Source organism: Micromonospora sp. DT31 (assembly GCF_049841795.1).
GTDB lineage: Bacteria > Actinomycetota > Actinomycetes > Mycobacteriales > Micromonosporaceae > Micromonospora.
Genome location: NZ_JBNCKZ010000032.1, coordinates 1 through 21,070 on the forward strand (window position 1 = coordinate 1; position 21,070 = coordinate 21,070).

Annotated in this window: 17 protein-coding genes and 1 pseudogene; 7 read left to right on the plus strand and 11 right to left on the minus strand. The window is 70.8% G+C overall.

From position 1 onward, the window contains the following. Positions 1–106: 106 nt before the first annotated feature. The 5 genes from ACLQ2X_RS27550 to ACLQ2X_RS27570 all read right to left on the minus strand — a co-directional run bounded on the left by ACLQ2X_RS27550 (position 107) and on the right by ACLQ2X_RS27570 (position 5,461). Complete coding sequence (locus tag ACLQ2X_RS27550; protein WP_425683995.1) at positions 107–1,633, minus strand: trypsin-like peptidase domain-containing protein; 1,527 nt, start codon at positions 1,631–1,633, stop codon at positions 107–109. A 62-nt stretch (positions 1,634–1,695) separates the two neighbouring features. Then, complete coding sequence (locus ACLQ2X_RS27555) at positions 1,696–3,240, minus strand: ATP-binding protein (RefSeq protein ID WP_425683996.1); 1,545 nt, start codon at positions 3,238–3,240, stop codon at positions 1,696–1,698. Beyond that, positions 3,237–3,938, minus strand: a complete 702-nt coding sequence (locus ACLQ2X_RS27560; RefSeq protein WP_425683997.1) for a response regulator transcription factor — start codon at positions 3,936–3,938, stop codon at positions 3,237–3,239. The genes ACLQ2X_RS27555 and ACLQ2X_RS27560 overlap by 4 nt, the downstream gene beginning before the upstream one ends. A 63-nt stretch (positions 3,939–4,001) precedes the next feature. Continuing rightward, a complete protein-coding gene (locus ACLQ2X_RS27565) occupies positions 4,002–4,625 on the minus strand; it encodes a PadR family transcriptional regulator (protein ID WP_425683998.1) in 624 nt (207 codons plus the stop codon). Further along, complete coding sequence (locus tag ACLQ2X_RS27570) at positions 4,622–5,461, minus strand: DUF4097 family beta strand repeat-containing protein (RefSeq protein ID WP_425683999.1); 840 nt, start codon at positions 5,459–5,461, stop codon at positions 4,622–4,624. Before ACLQ2X_RS27570 ends, ACLQ2X_RS27565 begins: the two co-directional genes overlap by 4 nt. A 214-nt stretch (positions 5,462–5,675) precedes the next feature. Here ACLQ2X_RS27570 and ACLQ2X_RS27575 point away from each other — a divergent pair, with 214 nt between their 5' ends. From ACLQ2X_RS27575 to ACLQ2X_RS27595, 5 genes are all read left to right on the plus strand, one after another. After that, entirely contained in the window at positions 5,676–6,332 is a 657-nt protein-coding gene (locus tag ACLQ2X_RS27575; protein ID WP_425684000.1) for a hypothetical protein, read from the plus strand. A gap of 137 nt (positions 6,333–6,469) precedes the next feature. Continuing rightward, on the plus strand, positions 6,470–7,411 hold the full coding sequence (locus ACLQ2X_RS27580; RefSeq protein ID WP_425684001.1) for an ABC transporter ATP-binding protein: 942 nt from the start codon (positions 6,470–6,472) through the stop codon (positions 7,409–7,411). Next, the gene (locus tag ACLQ2X_RS27585; RefSeq protein ID WP_425684002.1) at positions 7,408–8,235 is read left to right on the plus strand and encodes an ABC transporter permease; all 828 of its coding nucleotides are present in this window, start codon (positions 7,408–7,410) and stop codon (positions 8,233–8,235) included. The genes ACLQ2X_RS27580 and ACLQ2X_RS27585 overlap by 4 nt, the downstream gene beginning before the upstream one ends. Before the next feature lie 255 nt (positions 8,236–8,490). Next, positions 8,491–12,237: a multifunctional oxoglutarate decarboxylase/oxoglutarate dehydrogenase thiamine pyrophosphate-binding subunit/dihydrolipoyllysine-residue succinyltransferase subunit gene (locus ACLQ2X_RS27590; protein ID WP_425684003.1), complete on the plus strand. Its 3,747-nt coding sequence runs from the start codon at positions 8,491–8,493 to the stop codon at positions 12,235–12,237. A 63-nt stretch (positions 12,238–12,300) separates the two neighbouring features. After that, positions 12,301–12,480, plus strand: coding sequence for a DUF6104 family protein (locus tag ACLQ2X_RS27595; protein WP_357383756.1), 180 nt, complete (start codon positions 12,301–12,303; stop codon positions 12,478–12,480). A 27-nt stretch (positions 12,481–12,507) separates the two neighbouring features. On the opposite strand, the gene ACLQ2X_RS27600 is transcribed toward ACLQ2X_RS27595, so the two are convergent. Both ACLQ2X_RS27600 and ACLQ2X_RS27605 read right to left on the minus strand, forming a co-directional pair. Next, positions 12,508–14,691 carry a bifunctional polysaccharide deacetylase/glycosyltransferase family 2 protein gene (locus tag ACLQ2X_RS27600; RefSeq protein ID WP_425684004.1) on the minus strand — a complete coding sequence of 728 codons (2,184 nt, stop codon included), beginning with the start codon at positions 14,689–14,691 and terminating at the stop codon, positions 12,508–12,510. Next, positions 14,684–15,220 carry a hypothetical protein gene (locus tag ACLQ2X_RS27605; protein WP_425684005.1) on the minus strand — a complete coding sequence of 179 codons (537 nt, stop codon included), beginning with the start codon at positions 15,218–15,220 and terminating at the stop codon, positions 14,684–14,686. Before ACLQ2X_RS27605 ends, ACLQ2X_RS27600 begins: the two co-directional genes overlap by 8 nt. A 101-nt stretch (positions 15,221–15,321) precedes the next feature. Between ACLQ2X_RS27605 and pta the strand changes: the two genes are divergently transcribed. Beyond that, positions 15,322–17,388: a phosphate acetyltransferase gene (gene pta / locus ACLQ2X_RS27610; RefSeq protein ID WP_425684006.1), complete on the plus strand. Its 2,067-nt coding sequence runs from the start codon at positions 15,322–15,324 to the stop codon at positions 17,386–17,388. Then, positions 17,385–18,503, plus strand: coding sequence for an acetate/propionate family kinase (locus ACLQ2X_RS27615; RefSeq protein WP_425684007.1), 1,119 nt, complete (start codon positions 17,385–17,387; stop codon positions 18,501–18,503). Before pta ends, ACLQ2X_RS27615 begins: the two co-directional genes overlap by 4 nt. 15 nt (positions 18,504–18,518) lie before the next feature. Here the strand turns inward: ACLQ2X_RS27615 and ACLQ2X_RS27620 are convergent, their stop codons facing one another. From ACLQ2X_RS27620 to ACLQ2X_RS27635, 4 genes and pseudogenes are all read right to left on the minus strand, one after another. Beyond that, a complete protein-coding gene (locus tag ACLQ2X_RS27620) occupies positions 18,519–18,923 on the minus strand; it encodes a DUF6000 family protein (protein ID WP_425684008.1) in 405 nt (134 codons plus the stop codon). Between the two features lie 407 nt (positions 18,924–19,330). After that, on the minus strand, positions 19,331–19,789 hold the full coding sequence (locus tag ACLQ2X_RS27625; protein WP_425684009.1) for an SUKH-3 domain-containing protein: 459 nt from the start codon (positions 19,787–19,789) through the stop codon (positions 19,331–19,333). After that, positions 19,786–20,256 carry a hypothetical protein gene (locus ACLQ2X_RS27630; protein ID WP_425684010.1) on the minus strand — a complete coding sequence of 157 codons (471 nt, stop codon included), beginning with the start codon at positions 20,254–20,256 and terminating at the stop codon, positions 19,786–19,788. Before ACLQ2X_RS27630 ends, ACLQ2X_RS27625 begins: the two co-directional genes overlap by 4 nt. A gap of 465 nt (positions 20,257–20,721) precedes the next feature. Further along, a pseudogene (locus tag ACLQ2X_RS27635) lies at positions 20,722–20,946 on the minus strand (HNH endonuclease signature motif containing protein); the annotation flags it as partial. Positions 20,947–21,070: the final 124 nt, after the last annotated feature.

The following is a 21,070-nucleotide window of genomic DNA, read 5'->3' on the forward strand; positions in this document are numbered from 1 at the left end:
CTTAGACTCCGCCCCCCCCCCCCCCCCGCGGCCGCGGGCCCCCCCCCCCCCCCCCCCCCCCCCCCCCCCCCCCCCCCCCCGCCCGGGAGGGAGGCAGGTCTTCGGACTATGACGCTTCGGCGAGCGTCGCGGTTGCCGTCCGGGCCGATCCGTTCCGCTTGTACTCGATCTCGACCCGGTCGCCGACCTTGCCGGCCTGCACCGCGCCGACCAGATCGTTCGAATCGTTGATCATCTTGTCGCCGAACTTGGTGATGACGTCGCCCCGCTGGAGCCCGGCCTTCTCCGCGGCGCTGCCCGGGGTGACGGCGGCGACCAGCGCCCCGCCGTCCTCGGCGGCGTTCACGCTGACCCCAAGCGAGGGGTGGCTGACCTTCTCGCCGCGCTGGAGCTTCTCGGCCACGTCCTTGGCCTTGTTGCTCGGGATGGCGAAACCCACACCGATGTTGCCGGTGCTGCCCTGCCCGGCGGTGGCGATCGCGGTGTTGATGCCGATCACCTCGCCGCGGGTGTTGACGAGCGCACCGCCGGAGTTGCCCGGGTTGATCGGCGCGTCGGTCTGCAACAGGCCGGAGATCGAGCTGGTGCCCTGCTGCGGGTTCTGCTGCGGGTTCTGCTGACCGCTCCCCCCGGCCTGGATGGTGCGGTCCCGGGCGCTGAGGATGCCCGCGGTGACCGAGCCCTGCAGACCGAGCGGGCTGCCCAGCGCGAGCACCTGGTCGCCCACCTGCATGGCGTCGCTGTCGCCGAACCTGGCCGCCTTCAGATCGCTCACCCCGCTGGCCTGGACCACCGCGAGGTCGGTCTTCGGGTCGGTCCCGACAACCTTCGCGGACGCGCTCTTGCCGTCGGCGAAGACCACCCGGACGGTGTCGTTGCCGGCGCCGGCGACCACGTGGTTGTTGGTGAGCACGAACCCGTCGGCGCTGAGGATCACCCCGGATCCCTCACCGCTGCCGGTCATGATCGTGACGATGCTGTCCTGGACGGACGCCGCGATCTTGGGAAGGTCGGCACCGTTGATCACGGGGGCGGCGGAGTAGGTGCGGGTCACGCCGCCGCCGTCGCTGAGCCCGAGCGCGAGCGCGCCGCCAGCCACCCCGGAGCCGAACATCAGCACCAGCGCCAACGCGCCCACGCCGATGACCTTCCCAGCCCGGCTGGGCCGCGCCGGCTGCGGGCCCCACGGCGACGCCGGCTGGCCGGCCGGGTACGGCTGCGGCGCGCCCGGGTACGGCTGCGGCCCGCGCGGCGGCCCCTGGTACGGCGGCACCGGACCGCCGTACTGCGGCGAATGGTGGCCCGTCCCGCCCTGCGGGGACCAGCCGCCCTGCTGGTGCTGCGCCCCGTACCAGGGCTGGTGCTGCTGTCCGGCGCCCTGGTACGGCGGTGTGGACGGCGGCGTCGGGTACGTGTCGGCCGGCGGCGGCGCGGACGACGGCGGGTAGGGGCCTGCGGCGGGCGCGGCGGTCCCGGCGGCCGGGGAGTCGGCCGGAACCGGCGTGGACGCCGGGGTCGTGGTGGTGGAGTCCGACGTCCCGCTCTCGACGCGGGGCAGCTCGGCGGTGTGGTGCGACGGCTCGGCGTCGGCGGGGGCCGGCGACCGCTGCGGATCGGTCTCGTGGTCGGTCATGCATCCAGCTTTCCCCGTCGCACTGTCATCAGCCTGGAATCCACCTGGATGTTTTCTGAACGTCACTCCCCGGGTTCCGGGGCCTCCCGCAGCAGTGGCAACTTCACCCGGAACGTCGCCCCGCCACCGGGTGTCTCCGCCACCTCCACGGTGCCGTGGTGCACCGCGACGAGCGCGGCCACGATGGCCAGGCCGAGACCGGTGCTGGTCGGGACGCCCGGTCGGCGGGTACGGGCGGCGTCCACCCGGTAGAAGCGCTCGAAGACCCGCTCGGCCTGCTCCGGTGTCAGCCCGGGACCGGTGTCCGCCACCTCCACCACGGCGAGATTGCCTTCCTCCGCCCGCAGCCGCAGGGTCACCTCGGTGTCCGGCGGGGTGTGGGTCAGCGCGTTCGTCATCAGGTTGCCGATGACCTGGCGCAGCCGGGCGTCGTCGCCGAGCACCACGAGCGGGCCGACGCCCGGGTCCCACTCCAACTCGATCCGCCGTTGCGGTGCGACCACCCGGGCCGCCTCCACCGCGTCCAGGGCCAGCACCGGCAGTTCCACCGGGGCCAGCGCGATCGGCCGCTCCCGGTCCATCCGGGCCAGCAGCAGCAGGTCCTCGACCAGCAGCCCCATCCGGGACGCCTCGTCCTCGATGCGGCGCAGCAGGTCGGTGGTCTGCTGCGGTTCCCGCACCGCCCCCTGCCGGTACAGCTCGGCGAAGCCCCGGATCGTGGTCAGGGGCGTGCGCAGCTCGTGCGAGGCGTCGGCGATGAACTGCCGCATCCGCTCCTCGGAGCGGCGGGCCCGCGCCTCGGACGCCTGCGCCGAGGCGGCGGCGTCCCGGGCGCCCGCCTCGGCGGTACGGGCCGCCGCCTCGGAGGCGGCCCGCGCGGTGAACGCCGCCTCGATCTGGGCCAGCATCGCGTTCAGCGCCCGCGACAGTCGGCCCAGTTCGGAGGTCGGGCAGGCCCGCCCCTTCTCCGGGTCGGGCACCCGGCGGGTCAGGTCACCGCCGGCGATGGCCCCGGCGGTCCGTTCGATCTCGACGAGCGGTTTCAGGCTGGCCCGGACGATCCCCGCGCCGAGGGACGCCAGGATGATCAGCACCGCGCCACCGACGAGTAGGTCTATCCAGAGCAACTGCCGGACGGCCAGGTCGACCTCGTCGAGGTTCTGCCCGATGGCCAGGTAGGTGTTCTGGTCGATCTGCCGCACCACGATCCGCCACCGGACCCGCTTGTCGGCGCCCTCGTCGGTGAAGGCGGCCCCGCCCGCGTGCTCCAGGTACCAGTCGGCCTGCTTCAGCCCGGCCGGCAGGTCGTCGGCGACGAGCGAGCTGTCCCGCTCGACCAGCGCGAGCTGGCTCTTGCGGTCCCACTGGCTGGCCATGTAGTCGGTGGGCAGGCGGTTCGGGTCGTTCTCGCTCACCACCACGCCGCGCTTGAACTGGTCGTCCAGCTCGCCGTCGATCCGGTCGACCAGGTAGTTGTGCAGGAAGTAGGCGGTGGAGACGCTGATCACCACCAGCGCGCCGGCCACCAGCGCCAGCACGGCGGTGACCAGCTTGAGCCGCAGCGGGACACCGCTGAGCCAGCCCTTCGCGAGGTGGACGAGGTTCACGCCGCCGGCTTGCGCAGCACGTAGCCGACCCCGCGCAGGGTGTGGATCAGCCGGGGCTGGGTGTTGTCCACCTTGCGCCGCAGGTAGGAGATGTAGGACTCGACGATGTTGTCGTCACCGCGGAAGTCGTAGTTCCACACGTGATCGAGGATCTGCGCCTTGCTGAGTACCCGGTTGGCGTTGAGCATCAGGTAGCGCAGCAGCTTGAACTCGGTGGGTGAGAGCTGCACGCGCTGCCCGGCCCGGTGCACCTCGTGGGTTTCCTCGTCCAACTCCAGGTCGGCGAAGGTGAGCCGGGACGGCACCTGGTCACCGGTGGCGGTGCGGCGCAGCACCGCCCGGATCCGGGCGGTCAGTTCCTCCAGGCTGAACGGCTTGGTGACGTAGTCGTCGCCGCCCAGGGTCAACCCGCGGATCTTGTCGTCGGTGGCGTCCCGCGCGGTCAGGAAGACCACCGGGGTACGCGTGCCGCCCTCGCGGAGCATCCGGATGACCTCGAAGCCATCCAGGTCGGGCAGCATCACGTCCAGCACGACCAGGTCGGGCCGGTGGTCCTTGGCGACGGTCAGCGCGGCGCTGCCGCTTGTCGCGGTGGCCACGTCGAACCCGGCGAAACGTAGGCTCGCGGAGAGCAGTTCGAGGATGTTGGGGTCGTCCTCGACGACGAGAAGTCGAGCCTCGGTCTGGGTAGCCGCCATGGCCCCATCATCCGCGCTCTGGCTGCGGCCGCGCTGGGCGGATGCTGGAAACAATCTGTGAGCTCAGCGGAGCAGCCGCCGCAGCCCGTCGAGCGCGCCGTCGAGCAGCCGGATCGCGGTGCGCACCTGCTGGTCGCTGGGCCGGCGGGCCCGGACGAGGGCACCGACCTCGACGGTGAACTCGGCCAGCCGCCTGTCGAACTCGGCGAGCGGTGGGTCACCCGCCGGGCCGGGTCCCTCGTCGCCGGCCGGCGGGGCGGTGGGGCGTGGCGGGGACGTCCACCGGCCCTGGCGGGTCTGCCGGGTGGCCTCGCGCAGCTCACGCTTCAGGTCGCGGACCGACCCGCGTACCTCGGTGTGGATCTCACCGGCCAACGCGGAGAGGTCCTCGACGGAGGCGGTGATGTCGGCCTCCAGCGTCGACAGCTCGCCGGCGCGCTGTCGTAGCTCGGCGCGGCCCGCCTCGGTGATCTCGTAGACCTTGCGCCCGCCCGCGGCGGTGTGGGTGACAAGTCCCTCCACCTCCAGCCGTTGCAGCCGGGGGTAGATGGTGCCGGCGCTGGGCGCGTAGAGGCCGAGGAACCGCTCCTCCAGCAGACGGATCAGCTCGTAGCCGTGCTTGGGGCCGTCGTCGAGCAGCTTCAGCAGGTACAGCCGCAGCCGGCCGTGGCTGAACACGGCGGTCACGGCAGGTCCTCCCGGTCGTCGACGGTGGCGACCGGCCGGGCGAGCAACGCGATGCTGCCCGAGGTCGCGGTGGCCGAGAGCCTACCCCCGCCCGCGCCGAGCACGCCGCGGCTGTCCTTGATCGGGCCCAGCCCCTGCCGGCCGCCGCCCACCTGCGGGAAGGCGCTGGTGATCCGGCCGGAGGTGGTGTGCAGGTGCACGGTGAGGTCGCTGTCCTCGCGGACCCGCACGGTGATGCCGCCGGAGATCGCGCTGAGCCTGATCTCGCCGCCCCGGGGGTTGTCCAGGTCGCAGGTGATCGAGCCAGAGACGGTGTGGGCGCGGATCCGCTCGGGTGCGCTGTCGGCGAGGGCCAGCTCGCCGGAGACCGTCTCCAGGTCGAGGTCGCCGCCGATGCCGAGCGCCTCGACGTGCGCGGAGACGGCGTTCGCGGTGGTGCGCCCGCGCAGGCCCTTGAGCGTGACCCGACCGGAGGTGACGTGGACGCGAGTGTCGCGCCGCAGGCCGGAGGCGACAAGCTCGCCGCTCACCAGGTGCAGGTCGGCCAGCACCTCGGTGGGCACGGCGAGGGACACGTCGGCGTGGAACTGCCGGTGCAGCCGGCCGAACGACCAGAGCACGCCCGGCCAGCGGCCCGTGCGCTCGTAGCGGACCGTCAGCCGACCGTCGTGCAGCTCGACCACGAGCGGCCGGCCGCTGATCCCGGTCACGTCGACCCGGGCCGGGCCGTCGGTGCCGACCACGTTGAGCCGGCCGCTGACGAGCCGGACGTCGAGCTGGGTGACCGGCTCGGTGAGGTCGAGCCGCTGCGGGTTGTCGACTGTCCAGATGGTCATGGCGTGCGCTCCCCTCGTCGGTGTACCGACCGGCGGCACACCATGTGATGCGAGGAGCCTAACGCGATACATCGCGATTGAACAAGATACAGTCGCGTTATCGACGGGGCGCCTGTGGCACGAACCGGCCGGACGGCCGGCAGCGCACGGTGTGCGAGGCTGCCGGTCGGACCGCGGGCGGTGGAGCCGGCGGCGTCGACCCGGGAGGTGCGCATTGCTCGTCGAGGCCCGCTACCAGGGACCGGACGGCTCCGGCAACGGCGGCTGGAGCGCCGGGATCTTCGCCGCGCTCGTCGACGACCGGGGACCGGTGGAGGTGACGTTGCGCCGTCCACCGCCGCTGGACACCCCGCTGACCGCCGCCGACGGCGAGGTCCGTGACCCGGACGGCCACCTGGTCGCCCAGGTACGCCGGGTGCGGCCGGTCGACGCGGTGGTGCCGCCGGTGGACCGGGCGAGTGCGGAGGCCGCCGCGCGGGCGTACCCCGGCCTGGTGGACCACCCGTTCCCCCGCTGCTACGTCTGCGGCCCGGCACACCCGGACGGCCTGCGGATCTTCCCGGGACGCCTGCCGGACGGGCGGACCGCCGCGCCGTTGCGCGCGCCGGCCGAGGTGACCCCGGCGACGGTGTGGGCGGCGCTGGACTGCCCGGGCGGCTGGGCGGTGCTGGCCCCCGGCCGCCCGTACGTGCTGGGGCGGATCGCCGCGCAGATCACGGCGCTGCCCCGGCCCGGCGACGAGTGCGTGGTGACCGGCGTCGCGGTCGGCGTCCAGGGGCGTAAGGCCGAGGTCCGCACCAGCCTGTACGGTCCGGACGGCGGGTTGCTCGGCCGGGCCCGCGCCACCTGGGTCGCGCTGCCGACGCCCTGATCTCCGCCTGGAGGATGACAGCGGGTACGCGTCCCGCCTGATTGACCCGGTTGCGCCAGGTTGCAAGGCTGGGCGGGGCGCCTCCGCAACGGCGTTCCCACCGGCGTGCGTCCAGCGCGCCGGGGCAGGAGAGGAGAATGATGTCCGACGGGCAGCCACGCCCCAATGCCGGGACCGGCCAGATCATCGTGTCCGGCCTGACCAAGCAGTACAAGACCGTCCGCGCGGTGGACAACCTGTCGTTCACGGTCGAGCCGGGCCGGGTCACCGGCTTCCTCGGCCCGAACGGCGCCGGTAAGACCACCACGCTGCGCATGCTGCTCAATCTCGTGACCCCGAGCGCCGGCTCGGCCACCATCGGTGGCAGCCGGTACGCCGACCTGACCGACCCGCTGCGGACGGTGGGCGCGGTCCTGGAGGCGTCCAGCGCGCACAAGGGCCGCACCGGAATCAACCACCTGCGGGTGATCTGCGCAGCCGCGGGCCTACCCAAGGAGCGCGCCGACGAGGCGCTCGCCCTGGTCGGGCTCTCACCGGCGGCGAAGCGCAAGTTCAAGGGTTACTCGCTGGGCATGAAGCAGCGGCTCGGTATCGCCGCCGCGATGTTGGGCAACCCGCAGGTGCTTGTGCTCGACGAGCCGGCCAACGGTCTGGACCCGGAGGGCATCCGGTGGATGCGCGGCTTCCTCCAGGGGCTGGCCGCCGAGGGACGCACGGTGCTGGTCTCCAGCCACCTGCTCTCCGAGATGCAGCTGCTCGCCGACGACGTGGTCATCATCGCCGCCGGCAAGCTGGTCCGGCAGGGGCCGGTGGAGCAGGTGATGGGCTCGATGACGCACGGCGCCCGGGTGCGGGTCCGCACCCCGCAGGCCGACGAGCTGGCCACGGCGCTGCGCGAGCAGTCCGCCACGGTCGAGGCCGACCCGCACGGCGCGCTGCTGGTCAGCGGCGTGGACGCGCCGACCGTGGGCCGGCTCGCGCTGGCCGCCAAGGTCGAGTTGCACGAGCTGACCACCGAACGCCCCGACCTGGAAGGCGTCTTCCTGGAGCTGACGGCCGGAAAGGCGGAGATCCGATGACCCTGGTCCGTTCCGAACTGCTGAAGATCCGCACCACGAGCACCTGGTGGATCTTCGGGTTGATCAGCCTGACGTTGTGGGCGCTCACGCTGTTCTTCAACTGGTTGCAGACCGAGGCGCTGGCCGGCGGGGACTTCGGCGAGGTTTCCGCCGACCAGTCCGACCAGTTGCAGGCCATCTCGGCCGCCGACAACCTGGCGGCCAACCTCTACACCAACGGCCAGTTCTTCGGGCTGCTCATCGTGATGCTGCTCGGCATCGTGGTGGTGACGAGCGAGTTCTTCCACCAGACGGTGACCACCACGTTCCTCACCGCGCCGCACCGCACCGCGGTGATGCTGGCCAAGCTGGTCGCCGCCGGCACGCTGGCGCTGGCCTTCTGGCTCGTCACCACCGTGCTCAACCTGATCGCCTCGCCGTTGATCCTCAACTCGGTGGACGTCGGCTCGCAGCTCGGCAGCGGGGCCATCTGGCGTGCGATCGCGCTCAACGGGCTGGCCTACCTGCTCTGGGCGGTACTCGGCGTCGGGCTCGGCGTGCTGATCCGCAGCCAGATCGGCGCGACCGTGACAGGCATCCTGTTCTACCTGGGCGGCGCGATCGGGGCGGTCATCGTCCTCAGCCTCCTGGCGTCGCGGTACGGCGACTGGATCAACGAACTCCAACTGCTGGTGCCGTCGCTGGCCTCCGGGCTCATGGTGGGCGGCGACACCGACATCCCGGGCAGCCCGCCGCAGTGGGCGGGCGCCGCGGTGCTGATCGGGTACGCGGCGGTGGCCGGCGCGATCGGCGTGGCGACCATCCGCAAGCGCGACATCTCCTGACCTGCGTCGGGACGGACCCCGGCCGGTGACCCACGTCACCGGGCGGGGTCCTAGCTGTCTAGCAGGAGTCGGTGGGTCACGCAGCGTTTGCCGAACTTCTGGCATCTTCTGTGAAACGGACCACCAGCCGGAGGCGAGAATGCCTGCGGCGAGCGCACGGCGTAGCCTTGGCATCGGTTTATCCAGCGCCGGCCACCGGGGCACCGGGGCCACCGCGTGACATTCACAACCGCGTGAAAGAGGCGATTAGCGGCCGTGTCGACCCAGCAGACTTCGCAGGAGAACCCACTAGCGGGTTTCGGCCCGAACGAGTGGATCGTCGAGGAGATGTACCAGCGCTACCTCGCCGACCCATCGAGCGTCGATTCGGCCTGGCACGACTTCTTCGCCGACTATCGGCCGGCCCCGGGCGCCGCGACGCCGCGCCCCGACGGCCAGGCCGAGCCGGCCGCGAAGCCCGAGCCGGCCGAGCAGCAGGAGGCCGTGGCCACGGTCACCGAGCAGCCCGCCGAGGCGCAGCCGAAGCCCGCCCCCGCCAAGGCCGCGCCGGCTCCGGCCAAGCCTGCCGCGAAGCCGGCAGCGAAGGCGTCCGAGCCGGCGAAGAAGGCCGCCCCGGCCAAGCCGGCCGCCAAGGCGCCCGCCGCGAGCGCCGCCGGCACCACCCCGCTGCGCGGCGTGGCCGCCAAGATCGTGCAGAACATGGACGCGTCGCTCGCCGTCCCGACCGCCACCAGCGTGCGCTCCGTCCCGGCCAAGCTGCTGGTCGACAACCGCATCGTGATCAACAACCACCTCAACCGCGGTCGCGGCGGCAAGGTCAGCTTCACCCACCTGATCGGCTACGCGCTGGTCCGCGCCGTGGTCGAGCACCCGGAGATGAACAACTCCTTCGCCGAGGTCGACGGCAAGCCGGCTATGGTGCGCCCGGAGCACGTCAACCTGGGCATCGCGATCGACCTGGTCAAGCCGGACGGCTCCCGCAACCTGGTGGTCCCGTCCATCAAGGGCTGCGAGCAGATGGACTTCCGGCAGTTCTGGCAGGCGTACGAGGACGTGATCCGGCGCGCCCGCCGCAACGAGCTGACCATGGAGGACTACACCGGCACGACGATCTCGCTGACCAACCCGGGCGGCATCGGCACCGTGCACTCGATCCCGCGCCTGATGCAGGGGCAGAGCGCCATCATCGGTGTCGGCGCGATGGAATACCCGGCCCCCTACCAGGGCATGAGCGAGACCACGCTGGCCCAGAACGCGGTCAGCAAGGTCATCACGTTGACCAGCACGTACGACCACCGGATCATCCAGGGCGCGCAGTCCGGCGAGTTCCTCAAGGTCATGCACGAGCTGCTGCTCGGCGAACGCGGCTTCTACGACGACATCTTCACCTCGCTGCGGATCCCGTACGAGCCGGTGCGCTGGGTGCGCGACGTGGCCGTCGACAGCGAGGGCCAGATCAACAAGACCGCGCGGGTGCACGAGCTGATCCACGCGTACCGGGTGCGCGGCCATCTGATGGCCGACACCGACCCGCTGGAGTTCACCATCCGCAAGCACCCCGACCTGGACGTGCTCCAGCACGGGTTGACGCTGTGGGACCTGGACCGGATCTTTCCGGTCAACGGCTTCGCCGGCCAGCAGCGGATGAAGCTGCGCTCGATCCTCGGCGTGCTGCGTGACTCGTACTGCCGCCGGGTCGGCATCGAGTACATGCACATCCAGGACCCGGAGGAGCGGCGCTGGATCCAGGAGCGGGTCGAGCGCAAGTACGAGAAGCCCAGCTCCGACGAGCAGAAGCACGTGCTCAACCGGCTCAACGCCGCCGAGGCGTTCGAGACGTTCCTGCAGACGAAGTACGTCGGCCAGAAGCGCTTCTCGCTGGAGGGCGGCGAGTCGCTGATCCCGCTGCTCGGCGAGGTGCTGGAGTGCTCCGCCGAGGCCGGGTTGGACGAGGTCGTCATCGGCATGGCCCACCGCGGCCGGCTCAACGTGCTGGCCAACATCGTCGGCAAGCCGTACGAGAAGATCTTCTCCGAGTTCGAGGGGCACCTCGACCCGCGTTCCACGCAGGGCTCGGGCGACGTGAAGTACCACCTCGGCCAGAACGGCAAGTTCAGCACGCCGGACGGCGAGCACGCGGTCAAGGTGTCGGTGGTGGCGAACCCGTCGCACCTGGAGGCCGTGGACCCGGTGCTGGAGGGCATCGTCCGGGCCAAGCAGGACCGCATCGACCTCAAGCTGGAGGGCTACACCGTGCTGCCGCTGGCGGTGCACGGTGACGCGGCGTTCGCCGGCCAGGGTGTGGTCGCCGAGACGCTCAACCTGTCCCAGCTGCGCGGCTACCGCACCGGCGGGACCGTGCACGTGGTGGTCAACAACCAGGTCGGCTTCACCACCGCCCCGGAGTACAGCCGGTCCAGCCTCTACAGCACCGACGTTGCCCGGATGATCCAGGCGCCGATCTTCCACGTCAACGGCGACGACCCGGAGGCGGTCGTCCGGGTGGCGCGGCTGGCCTTCGAGTACCGGCAGGCGTTCAACAAGGACGTCGTCATCGACATGGTCTGCTACCGCCGGCGCGGGCACAACGAGGGCGACGATCCGTCGATGTCCAACCCCCAGATGTACAAGATCATCGACTCGAAGCGGTCGGTCCGGAAGCTCTACACCGAGGAGCTGATCGGGCGCGGTGACATCACCGTGGAGGACGCCGAGGAACTGCTGCGCGACTACCAGTCCCAGCTCGAACGGGTCTTCAAGGCCACCCGGGACGCGGCCACCACGCCGCGTCAGCTCAGCCGCCCGAAGCGGGAGGACGAGCCGGAGCCGCAGGTCGACACCGCCACCGACCCCGCCGTGGTCCAGGCGATCGGCGAGGCGCACGTCAACCTGCCCGAGGGCTTCACCCCGCACAAGCGCATCCAGCAGCTGCTGGACCGGCGCCGCAAGATGTCCGTCGAGGGCGGCATCGACTGGGGCTTCGGCGAGATCATCGCGTTCGGCTCGCTGCTGCACGACGGGGTGACCGTCCGGCTCGCCGGACAGGACTCCCGCCGGGGTACGTTCGTCCAGCGGCACGCCTCGGTGGTCGACGCCAAGACCGGCGAGGACCACCTGCCGCTGAGCTCGCTCACCGCCGACGGCGAGCGGTCCCGCTTCTTCGCCCACGACTCGCTGCTCTCCGAGTACGCGGCCATGGGCTTCGAGTACGGCTACTCGGTGGAGAACATCAACGCGCTGGTGGCCTGGGAGGCCCAGTTCGGCGACTTCGTCAACGGCGCCCAGTCGGTGATCGACGAGTTCATCTCCTCCGGCGAGGTGAAGTGGGGACAGCGTTCCGCGCTCACCCTGCTGCTGCCGCACGGCCACGAGGGCCAGGGGCCGGACCACACCTCCGGCCGCCCGGAGCGGTTCCTGCAGCTCTGCGCCGAGGACAACATGCGGGTGGCCATCCCGACCACCCCGGCGAGCTACTTCCACCTCCTGCGTCGCCAGGCCCTGTCGCCCAAGCGCAAGCCGCTCGTGGTGTTCACGCCGAAGTCGCTGCTGCGGCACAAGCTCTGCGTGTCGCCTGTGGCGGACTTCACCACCGGCACGTTCTTCCCGGTGCTCGCCGACACGGCGGCGCCGGCGCCGGAGCAGGTCAAGCGGGTGCTGCTCTGCTCGGGCAAGGTCTACTACGACCTGTTCCAGGCCCGGCAGGAGCGGGGCGTCACGGACACCGTGATCATCCGGATGGAGCAGCTCTACCCGCTGCCCGTCGAGGAGGTCCGGGCGGCGCTCGCGCAGTACCCGAACGCCGAGGACTTCGCCTGGGTCCAGGAGGAGCCGGCCAACCAGGGCGCCTGGTCGTTCGTCGCGCTCAACCTGCTGGAGCACCTGCCCGAGGTCCGGCTGCGGCGCATCTCCCGCCCCGCCGCCGCTGCCCCGGCGGTCGGCTCGGCGAAGATGCACGAGGTCGAGCAGAACGCGCTGATCGAGGCGGCTCTCCCCCGCCCGTGACACCACCGCAGCGGCCCGTCCCAACCCTGGGGCGGGCCGCTGCCGTACGACGAGAGGAACGCCGTGTACTTCACCGACCGTGGCATCGAGGAACTGGTCGAGCGCCGGGGCGACGAGCAGGTGAGCCTGGAGTGGCTGGGCGAGCGGCTGCGTGACTTCGTCGACCTGAACCCGGAGTTCGAGACGCCCGTCGAGCGGTTCGCCACCTGGCTGGCCCGCCTCGACGACCCGGACGACGACTGACGTGCCGCCGGGCGGGGCCGCCGCCGGTCAGCCGACCGCGCCCCGCCCGATCACCTGAATCTCTCCGGTACGCCGCAGCTTCTGCCAGCCCAGCCGGCCACCGGTGAGCGCGGTGCCCACCGCCTGGAGCAGTACCAGGTACATCACCTGGCGGTAGACGAACTGTTGCAGGGGTAGGACCCACAGCACGCCGAGTTTCTCCCGGTCCAGCCGGAACGCGAGCAGCGCGGTGAGGAACTGCACCGCGAGCATCGCCAGCCAGGCCACCACCGTGTCGGTCCGGTCCAGGAAGATCAGCCCGTACAGGGCGACCAGGTCGATCACCGGGGCGGCCAGCGGCAGCAGCACGCCGAACAGGCTCAGGAAGGACAGGCAGCGGCGGGCGAACCGACCCGACGGGCCGCCGTCGAGCACGGCCCGTCGGTGCTTCCACATCGCCTGCATGGTGCCGTAGCTCCACCGATACCGCTGTTTCCACAACTGGCCGAGCGTGGCGGGCGCCTCGGTCCAGGCGCGGGCGCTCTCCTCGTACACGATGTGCCAGCCGGCACGGCCCAGCGCGATGGTGACGTCGGTGTCCTCGGCGAGGGTCTCGTCGGTCATCCCGCCCACCTGTGCCAGCGCCTGCCGGCGAAACCCGCCGATCGCGCCGGGCACGGTGGGCATGCAGCGCAGCGTCTCGTAGAGGCGGCGGTCGAGGTTGAAGCCGATGACGTACTCGATGTGTTGCCACTTGGCGAGCAGGCCGCGGCGGTTGCCGACCTTGACGTTGCCGGCGACCACGCCGACCCGGGGGTCGGCGAAGGGCTGGACCAACCGGCGAACCGAGTCCGGCTCGAAGATCGTGTCGCCGTCCACCATGACGATGAGGTCGTGCCGGGCCAGCGCGACGCCGGTGTTCAACGCGCTCGGTTTGCCGCCGTTGGGCTTGCGCACGATCCGCACGTTGGGCAGGCGCAGCGCCGCCACGATGTCGGCGCTGCCGTCGGTGGACCCGTCGTCGACCACCACGACCTCGATGCCGCCCGGGTGGTCGCCGGTCGCGAGCGAACTCACGGCGGCGGCGATGCCCTCCTTCTCGTTGTACACGGGCACGATCACCGAGACCGGTTCGGTGACCGGCGGGCCCCAGGACCAGTCGGGCCGGCGGCGGCGGGCCGCATGCCGCCGGGCCACCAGGATCAGCAGCAGGGCCCGGCCGACGGTGAGCACGCCGACCAGGACGAACAGGACGCCGAACAGCCCGAACATGCCGTCGGCGACGCGTACCGCGCCGACCAGCACGGTTCCCTGCCACCGTTGGAAGGCCGGGGCGGCCACGTGCCCGCCGACCGCACCTGTCACGCCGGCCGCCGCGAACGTCCGGCTGAGTCCGTCGCTGACCGTGGTGAATTGGTACCCGCGTTCCCGCATCATCGGGATGTAGCGGTCCAGCGCGGCCACCGTGCCGGCCCGGTCGCCGCCCGCGTCGTGCCACAGCGCGACGGCGCCGGCGGTCCCGGCGGGGGTGGCGTTGGCGATCATCTCGTCGATGGTGGGCAGTTCCCAGTCCCGGCTGTCGACGTCGTTGACCACGGTCAGGTAGCCCAGCTCGCCGGCCTGCCGGAGCATCGGCCAGTCCTGGTCGGTGTAGGCGTCCGGGTGGGACGAGTACGGGAAGCGCAGCAACGACGGCCGGACGCCTGTGGTGCCGGCGATGGCCAGTTGTGTCTGCGCGTACTCCAGTTCCCGGCGCCAGTCGGGCAGGCCGGCGAGGTCGGGGTGGGTGAAGGTGTGCACGCCCAGTTCGTGTCCCGCGGCCACCAGCTGTCGGGTCACCTCGGAGTTGCGCACGACCTGGGCGCCGACGACGAAGAACGTGGCCTTGACCTGGTGTTTGTCCAGGACGCGCAGCACCTCCGGCGTCCACCTCGGGTCGGGGCCGTCGTCGAAGGTGAGCGCCACGGTGCGCGGGGGCAGGCGGTGCGACTGGGTCCGGCCCTCGGCGTCCACGTTGACGATCGGGCCACCCTGGATCACCGAGCTGGGGACCTCCCGTTGGCTGCCCGGCGGCGTCCGTTCGCCTGGCACGAACGCGGCGTTCGTGTACGCCTGCACCACGAGCAGGCCGGCCAGGACGATCACGACCATGGTGAGCAGGGCCCAGCTCGGTCGGGGCAGGCGGCGGCGGGTGGGCGGCGGGCCCGGCCCGACGGTGGGCTTGTCACTCATCGGCCGGCTCGACCGGCGCGGGGGCCCCGCCGGGCGGGTCGACGACGGGCGGCGGAACGTCGGTGGTGGGCTCGGTGCTGGTCGGCGCGGCGGTCGGCGGGGCGGTGGTGGGCGGCGGCGCGGTGGGCCGGGGCACGGTCGGCGTGGCCCGGGTCGGCCGGGCGCTGGGCAGCGGGGTGGGGCGGGCCGTGTTCGCGGGCGTGTCCGAGATGGCCGGTGGCCCCGTCGGCGCGGTACGGGAGACGACCGGTGGGGCCGGTGCGATCGAGGTGGCCGCCGGTGTAGGCGGTGCCGACGGGGTGGGTGACGGCTCCCGCTGCTCGGTGGTCTCGTCGACGAACGGGACGACGGTGCTTGGGCTGATCGGCCCACCGGCGAAGCTGACCCCGACGAGCAGCGTGTAGATCAGTCCCACCGCGCCGGCGCAGTACGCGAGCCGGCGCAGCCGCCGCTGCCGCCGCCCGCTCGGATCGACGAAGACGGGGGGCGGTTCCGGCACCACCGGAATCACGGCTGTCGGGCCTTCCACCCAGTAAGTGTAGATGTGAAAAAATTCCGCTTTATCGGCCGGGTAGCCGGTCTGACCAGGCGGAACGGGCGGTCAGCGCTTCGATCTTGTAGGTTGGGCGCGTGGCGCGCAGCGTGTATCTGACAAGTGTCGGGTCGGGCGGAGGAAAGTCGACCCTGGCTCTCGGCCTGGCCGAGTTGCTGTCCCGACAGGTGGAGCGGATCGGCGCGTTCCGGCCGCTGGTCGCCGGGGACGGCACCGACCCGATACTGGCCCTGCTCACCGAGCGCTACCGGATGGACCTACCGGTCGACGAGCTGCACGGCGCCACCTACGCCGAAGCCACCGCGCTGGTCGCGGACGGCCGCCGGGAAGAGCTGATCTCCCGGATCGTCACCCGCTACCGGGAGGTCGAGCGCCGCTGCCCGGCGATCGTCGTGGTCGGCAGCGACTTCGCCGACGGGGACGGCGCCGGCCCCCGCGAGCTGGCCTTCAACGCCCGGCTGGCGACCGAGTTCGGCAGCGTCGTGGTGCCCGTGGTCGACGGCCACGGGCAGACGCCGGAGGCGATCGCGTCCGCGTTGCGCGGGGCGTACCACGACCTCGCCGACCTGGGCGCGACCGTGATCACGGTGCTCGCCAACCGCGTACCCGCGCCGATGACGCTGCCCGAGCTGCCGGTCCCCGCGTACGCCATCCCCGAGGTGCCGACCGTGTCGGCGCCGACGGTGGCCGAGGTGTCGACGGCGCTACGCGGCACCGTGCTCACCGGCGACCAGGCCGCGCTGGACCGCGACGTGCTCGACTACGTGGTCGGCGCGGCGCACGTGCCGACCCTGCTGGACCACCTCACCGACGGGGCGCTGGTGATCACCCCGGGCGACCGGGCCGACCTGCTGGTGGCCGCCGGCGCCGCGCACGTCGCCGGACAGGTGTCCCTGGCCGGGCTGGTGCTCACGCTCGGCGAACAGCCCGACCCGCGGGCCATGCGCCTGGTCGAGCGGATGAACACCGGGCTGGCCGTGCTCTCGGTGCCCAGCGACAGCTACGACACGGTGTCGGCGTCCAGCCGGATCGAGGGCCGGCCGAGCACCGCCAACCCGCGCAAGGTCGAGGCCGCGCTCGGCGCGTTCGAGCGTTGCGTGGACACCACCGAACTGGCCCGCCGGCTGCGGGTCAGCCGCTCCGCACGGGTCACCCCGCTGATGTTCGAGAACGACCTGATCGACCGGGCCCGCGCCCGGCGCCGCCGGCTGGTGCTGCCCGAGGGCACCGACGAGCGCATCCTGCGCGCCACCGAGGTGCTGCTGCGCCGCGGCGTCGCCGACCTGACGCTGCTCGGCCGCCCCGACGACATCGCCCGCCGCACCCGGGAACTCGGCGTCGACCTCGGCGACGCGCAGGTGGTCGACCCGGCGACCAGCCCGTTGCGGGACGAGTTCGCCGCCGCGTACGCGGAGCTGCGCGCCCACCGCGGTGTCACTCTGGAACTGGCCCACGACATCGTGGCCCAGCCCAACTACTTCGGCACGATGATGGTGCAGACCGGCCACGCCGACGGCATGGTCTCCGGGGCCACCCACACCACGGCCGCCACCATCCGCCCGGCGTTCGAGATCATCCGGACGGTGCCCGGCCTGTCCGTCGCCTCCAGCGTGTTCTTCATGCTGCTCGCCGACCGGGTGCTGGTCTACGGCGACTGCGCGGTCAACCCCGACCCGGACTCCGACCAGCTCGCCGACATCGCCATCTCCTCGGCCGACACCGCGGCCAGCTTCGGCATCGAACCTCGGGTGGCGATGCTGTCGTACTCCACCGGCAGCTCCGGTGCGGGCGCCGACGTGGAGAAGGTCGCCGCGGCTACCAAGCTGGTCCGGGAGCGCCGGCCCGACCTGCTGGTCGAGGGCCCCATCCAGTACGACGCGGCGATCGACCCGCAGGTCGCGGCCACGAAACTGCCGGACAGCCCGGTCGCCGGGCGGGCCACCGTGTTCATCTTCCCGGACCTGAACACCGGCAACAACACCTACAAGGCGGTGCAGCGCTCCGCCCGAGCGGTCGCGGTCGGCCCGGTCATGCAGGGCCTGCGCCGGCCGGTGAACGACCTGTCCCGAGGTGCCACCGTGCCGGACATCGTCAACACGGTGGCGATCACCGCCATCCAGGCCGCCACGGAGGCGTCGGAATGAGCCGCATCCTGGTCCTCAACAGCGGGTCCTCGTCGGTCAAGTACCGGCTTTACGACGGCGACGAGGTGGTCGCCAAGGGCACCGTGGAACGGGTCGGCGAACCCGGTGGCGGCCCGGCCGACCACGAGAGCGCGGTCCGGGAGATCATCGGTGGGCTCGACCTGACCGGGCTGGCCGCCGTCGGGCACCGGGTGGTGCACGGCGGGCGGAAGTTCAGCGCACCGGTACGCATCGACGACGCCGTCGTCGCCGCCATCGAGGACCTCGTGCCACTGGCCCCGCTGCACAACCCGGCCAACCTGGCCGGCATCCGGGTCGCCCTGGAGGCGCTGCCGGACACCCCGCAGGTGGCGGTCTTCGACACCGCGTTCCACCACACGCTGCCCGACGCCGCCGCCACGTACGCGATCGACAAGACCACCGCGGAGCGCTACGGCGTCCGCCGGTACGGCTTCCACGGCACCTCGCACGCGTACGTCTCGCGGCGCACCGCCGACCTGCTCGACCGCCCGTACGACGAGCTGAACACGATCACCCTGCACCTGGGCAACGGGGCGAGCGCGTGCGCCGTGCGGGGCGGGCGGAGCGTGGCCACCTCGATGGGCATGTCACCGCTGGAGGGCCTGGTGATGGGCACCCGCAGCGGCGACCTCGACCCGACGGTCATCTTCCACCTGCGCCGCGAGGGTGGCCTCGGCGTGGACGAGATCGACGACCTGCTCAACCACCGCAGCGGCCTGCTCGGGCTGACCGGCGTCAACGACATGCGCGAGGTGCTGGCCCGACGCGACGCCGGCGACCCGGACGCGACCCTGGCCTTCGACGTCTACTGCCGGCGGATCACCGGCTACGTGGGGGCGTACTACGCGCTGCTCGGCCGGGTCGACGCGATCGCGTTCACCGCCGGGGTCGGCGAGCACGCCGCCGCGGTGCGAACGGCGTCGCTGGCCGGGCTGGAGCGGCTCGGCATCACCGTCGACCCGGCCCGCAACGGCGGGCGCGGCGACCGCGTCATCTCCCCGGACGGTGCGGAGGTGGCGGTGCTGGTGGTCGGCACCGACGAGGAACGGGAGATCGCCCGCGAGACCCGCGACGTCCTCGCCACCGACCGCTGACCGGACCGCACCACGTCAGCGGTCGTACGTCGCCGCGAAGTCGCACCAGGCGGTGACCTCCGCCTTCGTCCGCCAACGGTCCTCGGGTGGCCAGCCCGGCGCGGTGGCCCACCGCTCCCAGAGCCCGCCCGGGGTCAGCAGATCCGAGGCGAAGTCCGTCCCCAGGCGATCGTCCAGGTACAGCAGGCCACCCATGACGTACGACTGGTCGGTACGAAGGCCGTGGTGCGGCAGGTACCGCTCCAGGTAGTCCCGCAGCACCTGGGCGTCTCCGGGCTCGCCGGAGCGGACCAGCGCGAAAACGTAGCCCTTCGGCGCGTACCCCTCGGCCCTGGCAAGGGATCGACCGTCCGTCCGCGGCCAACTGCCGGCCGAACTCCGCCAGCTCGGCCCCGTCGAGCGCGTGCAGGAAGCGACCACCGATCCTGAAGGGAACTCCCTGATCCTCGTGCTTCAGGTGAAGGCCGATGAATCCGCCGGGACGCGACCACCGGACGGTAACGACGACATCCAGATCCTCTGGAAACCCGCGTCACCGTATGAGCCCACGAATGTGGGCTCGCCCAGCTCGGCGGGGCGGCCGTGAGGCTCTCCTCAAACCGACGCTCGAAGTCAGCTCCCAGACGCTCTTCGCTGTCCAGGCCATCTGGATCAGATTGGGCCAGGATCATCGTCTTGCTGATGCAAACTAGTCGACCCAACCGTGACAGCAACCGCCAGGCACAGCTACGACCTTCAGCGCATATCGCGACAGCACTGTCACAGCGAGCTACGCATCAGGGATCTACAATACCGGGTGTGACGCAAGACTTCCGACCGACAGTCCCTCACGGAAGGCGAATCGGCTTGACGCGATGATAAATGTTCCATAGCGCCTGCTTGCCGCTTTCACCGTAGATCGCGAGAAAGTCGTCATAGCCTCCCAGCATTTCGCCAGAGATAGACAACATCAATACCACGTGGTTGGATCCGGCCAACCCAACCGGCGTCAGTTGCTGCTGCGCACGATGTTCGTATTCGTGGAGTCGGCTGGCGTTTATCGCACCAGCTGCACGGACGGCGTCAAGCACGCATTCATCTGTTCCGCCCACCAAGGAGTGCCTCGGATATTCAAACGAAAGGCCATCAAATTGTGCGACGAAGGCTAGTGCGGAATCTGAAAAACCAAATCCTCCGTAAGTCCAAGCCGCTGTCGCGAGTTCTGTACCGACGCGTCGAGCAGGCATCCAGCCCAGTCCGGCCAAGAACTCTGTGAGCGACTCTCCCGAGGTCGGCACTTCTGTCATCCCGGTGTCCGATCTGTAGCCCCGCCGCCACCAAGAATCTGTCGACACCAGCCGCAGGATGGGAACGGCGTACCGTCCTCTTTTCGAACGGTCCCATACTCAATCTCGTCGAGGTTGGCACCCACGTCATTCATCAAGTTATTGCCGGCATGGAATTCCGCGCAGGTTCCGGGATCCCATTCCTCTAGACGAATGCCGTTCTTTTGCATATCTTGTGCCTGCCGAAGCCTAGGCACAAGCCCGGGGTTCACATTTCCGGGCACCGAACCGCTTTCGCCCGTTCGAACCTCTCCTGTGTAGCCGTCCCGTGCCGCTGCCACACCGGTGTTGTTGGTGTTGCTCTTTCCTGCCGCTCCCCGCGCAATGTCGCACAGGTCATCGTTGTTGTTGTGTGCCAGCACAGGCGTCGTGCCTGCGAGTACATACAGGATCAAGAAGCGGCCCGGCCGAAGCCGGGCCGCGCGCACGCGCTACAGCCGTTCCGGCCCCGCGCGCACGCCCACCAGGGAGAACGCTATACCCGCTGGGGCACGGCCCCACCCATCGCTAGGCATCGATTGGTGCACCTCGGCTGACATCAACGGTGACAGCAACCGCCCCGCATGCCGACCACCGCTGGCGCACATCCACACACGGACGGGCGGGCCACAGCTATCCAGAAAAACCCGTCGCATCTGATTGAGACGGCCATGTTTCCCGGAATTTCGCGCACTACTAGGTGAACGGCCGATAGCTCAGCGCCTGCTCGACGACCTCCTGATCAGACAGACTCGGATCCCGGAAGAACATAAGGTCTGAGACGTTCGGACAACGCGTTATCCGCTCCAACTCAACCAAGAGACTGTCAGTTTCACTGTCAGGAAGGCGGGGATCACGGAGAAGGCGCACTAGCTCCAGCGCCCGCCTTTTCGTGTCGTCACCGACGTCCATTGCTATCCATTTCCGTAGTGGCAGGACGGGGAAAGTATCTGGGAATGATACAACGGTGTTACTACAACCAAATTATCCATATCGTACACGCCCCCACCATGCTGGATCGGCTGTGAATGATGCAGCACGTAGTTCCGGCCTCCACCATACTGCTGAGATGCCGCCACAAACGGGGAGTTGCCGGCCTGCATCCTGGCGACATTCTGAGAAGAGAAGCCCGAAGCGAGACCACTATCGTTCCCAACAGCCTTCCAGAATTCCTCACGGAAGTCATTGAGCCTTTTCCAAGCTGATCTTGCAGCTCAGGACGGGTGCGGCAGGCCCGGTGATCGATGGGTGCGAGGCTCCAGG

What these genes read in the sequence shown, in the direction of transcription:
- ACLQ2X_RS27550 (WP_425683995.1), bottom strand. Translation starts at nt 1,633, where the DNA reads ATGACCGACCACGAGACCGATCCGCAGCGGTCGCCGGCCCCCGCCGAC.
- ACLQ2X_RS27560 (WP_425683997.1), bottom strand. Translation starts at nt 3,938, where the DNA reads ATGGCGGCTACCCAGACCGAGGCTCGACTTCTCGTCGTCGAGGACGAC.
- ACLQ2X_RS27570 (WP_425683999.1), bottom strand. Translation starts at nt 5,461, where the DNA reads ATGACCATCTGGACAGTCGACAACCCGCAGCGGCTCGACCTCACCGAG.
- ACLQ2X_RS27580 (WP_425684001.1), top strand. Translation starts at nt 6,470, where the DNA reads ATGATGTCCGACGGGCAGCCACGCCCCAATGCCGGGACCGGCCAGATC.
- ACLQ2X_RS27585 (WP_425684002.1), top strand. Translation starts at nt 7,408, where the DNA reads ATGACCCTGGTCCGTTCCGAACTGCTGAAGATCCGCACCACGAGCACC.
- ACLQ2X_RS27600 (WP_425684004.1), bottom strand. Translation starts at nt 14,691, where the DNA reads ATGAGTGACAAGCCCACCGTCGGGCCGGGCCCGCCGCCCACCCGCCGC.
- ACLQ2X_RS27615 (WP_425684007.1), top strand. Translation starts at nt 17,385, where the DNA reads ATGAGCCGCATCCTGGTCCTCAACAGCGGGTCCTCGTCGGTCAAGTAC.
- ACLQ2X_RS27625 (WP_425684009.1), bottom strand. Translation starts at nt 19,789, where the DNA reads ATGACAGAAGTGCCGACCTCGGGAGAGTCGCTCACAGAGTTCTTGGCC.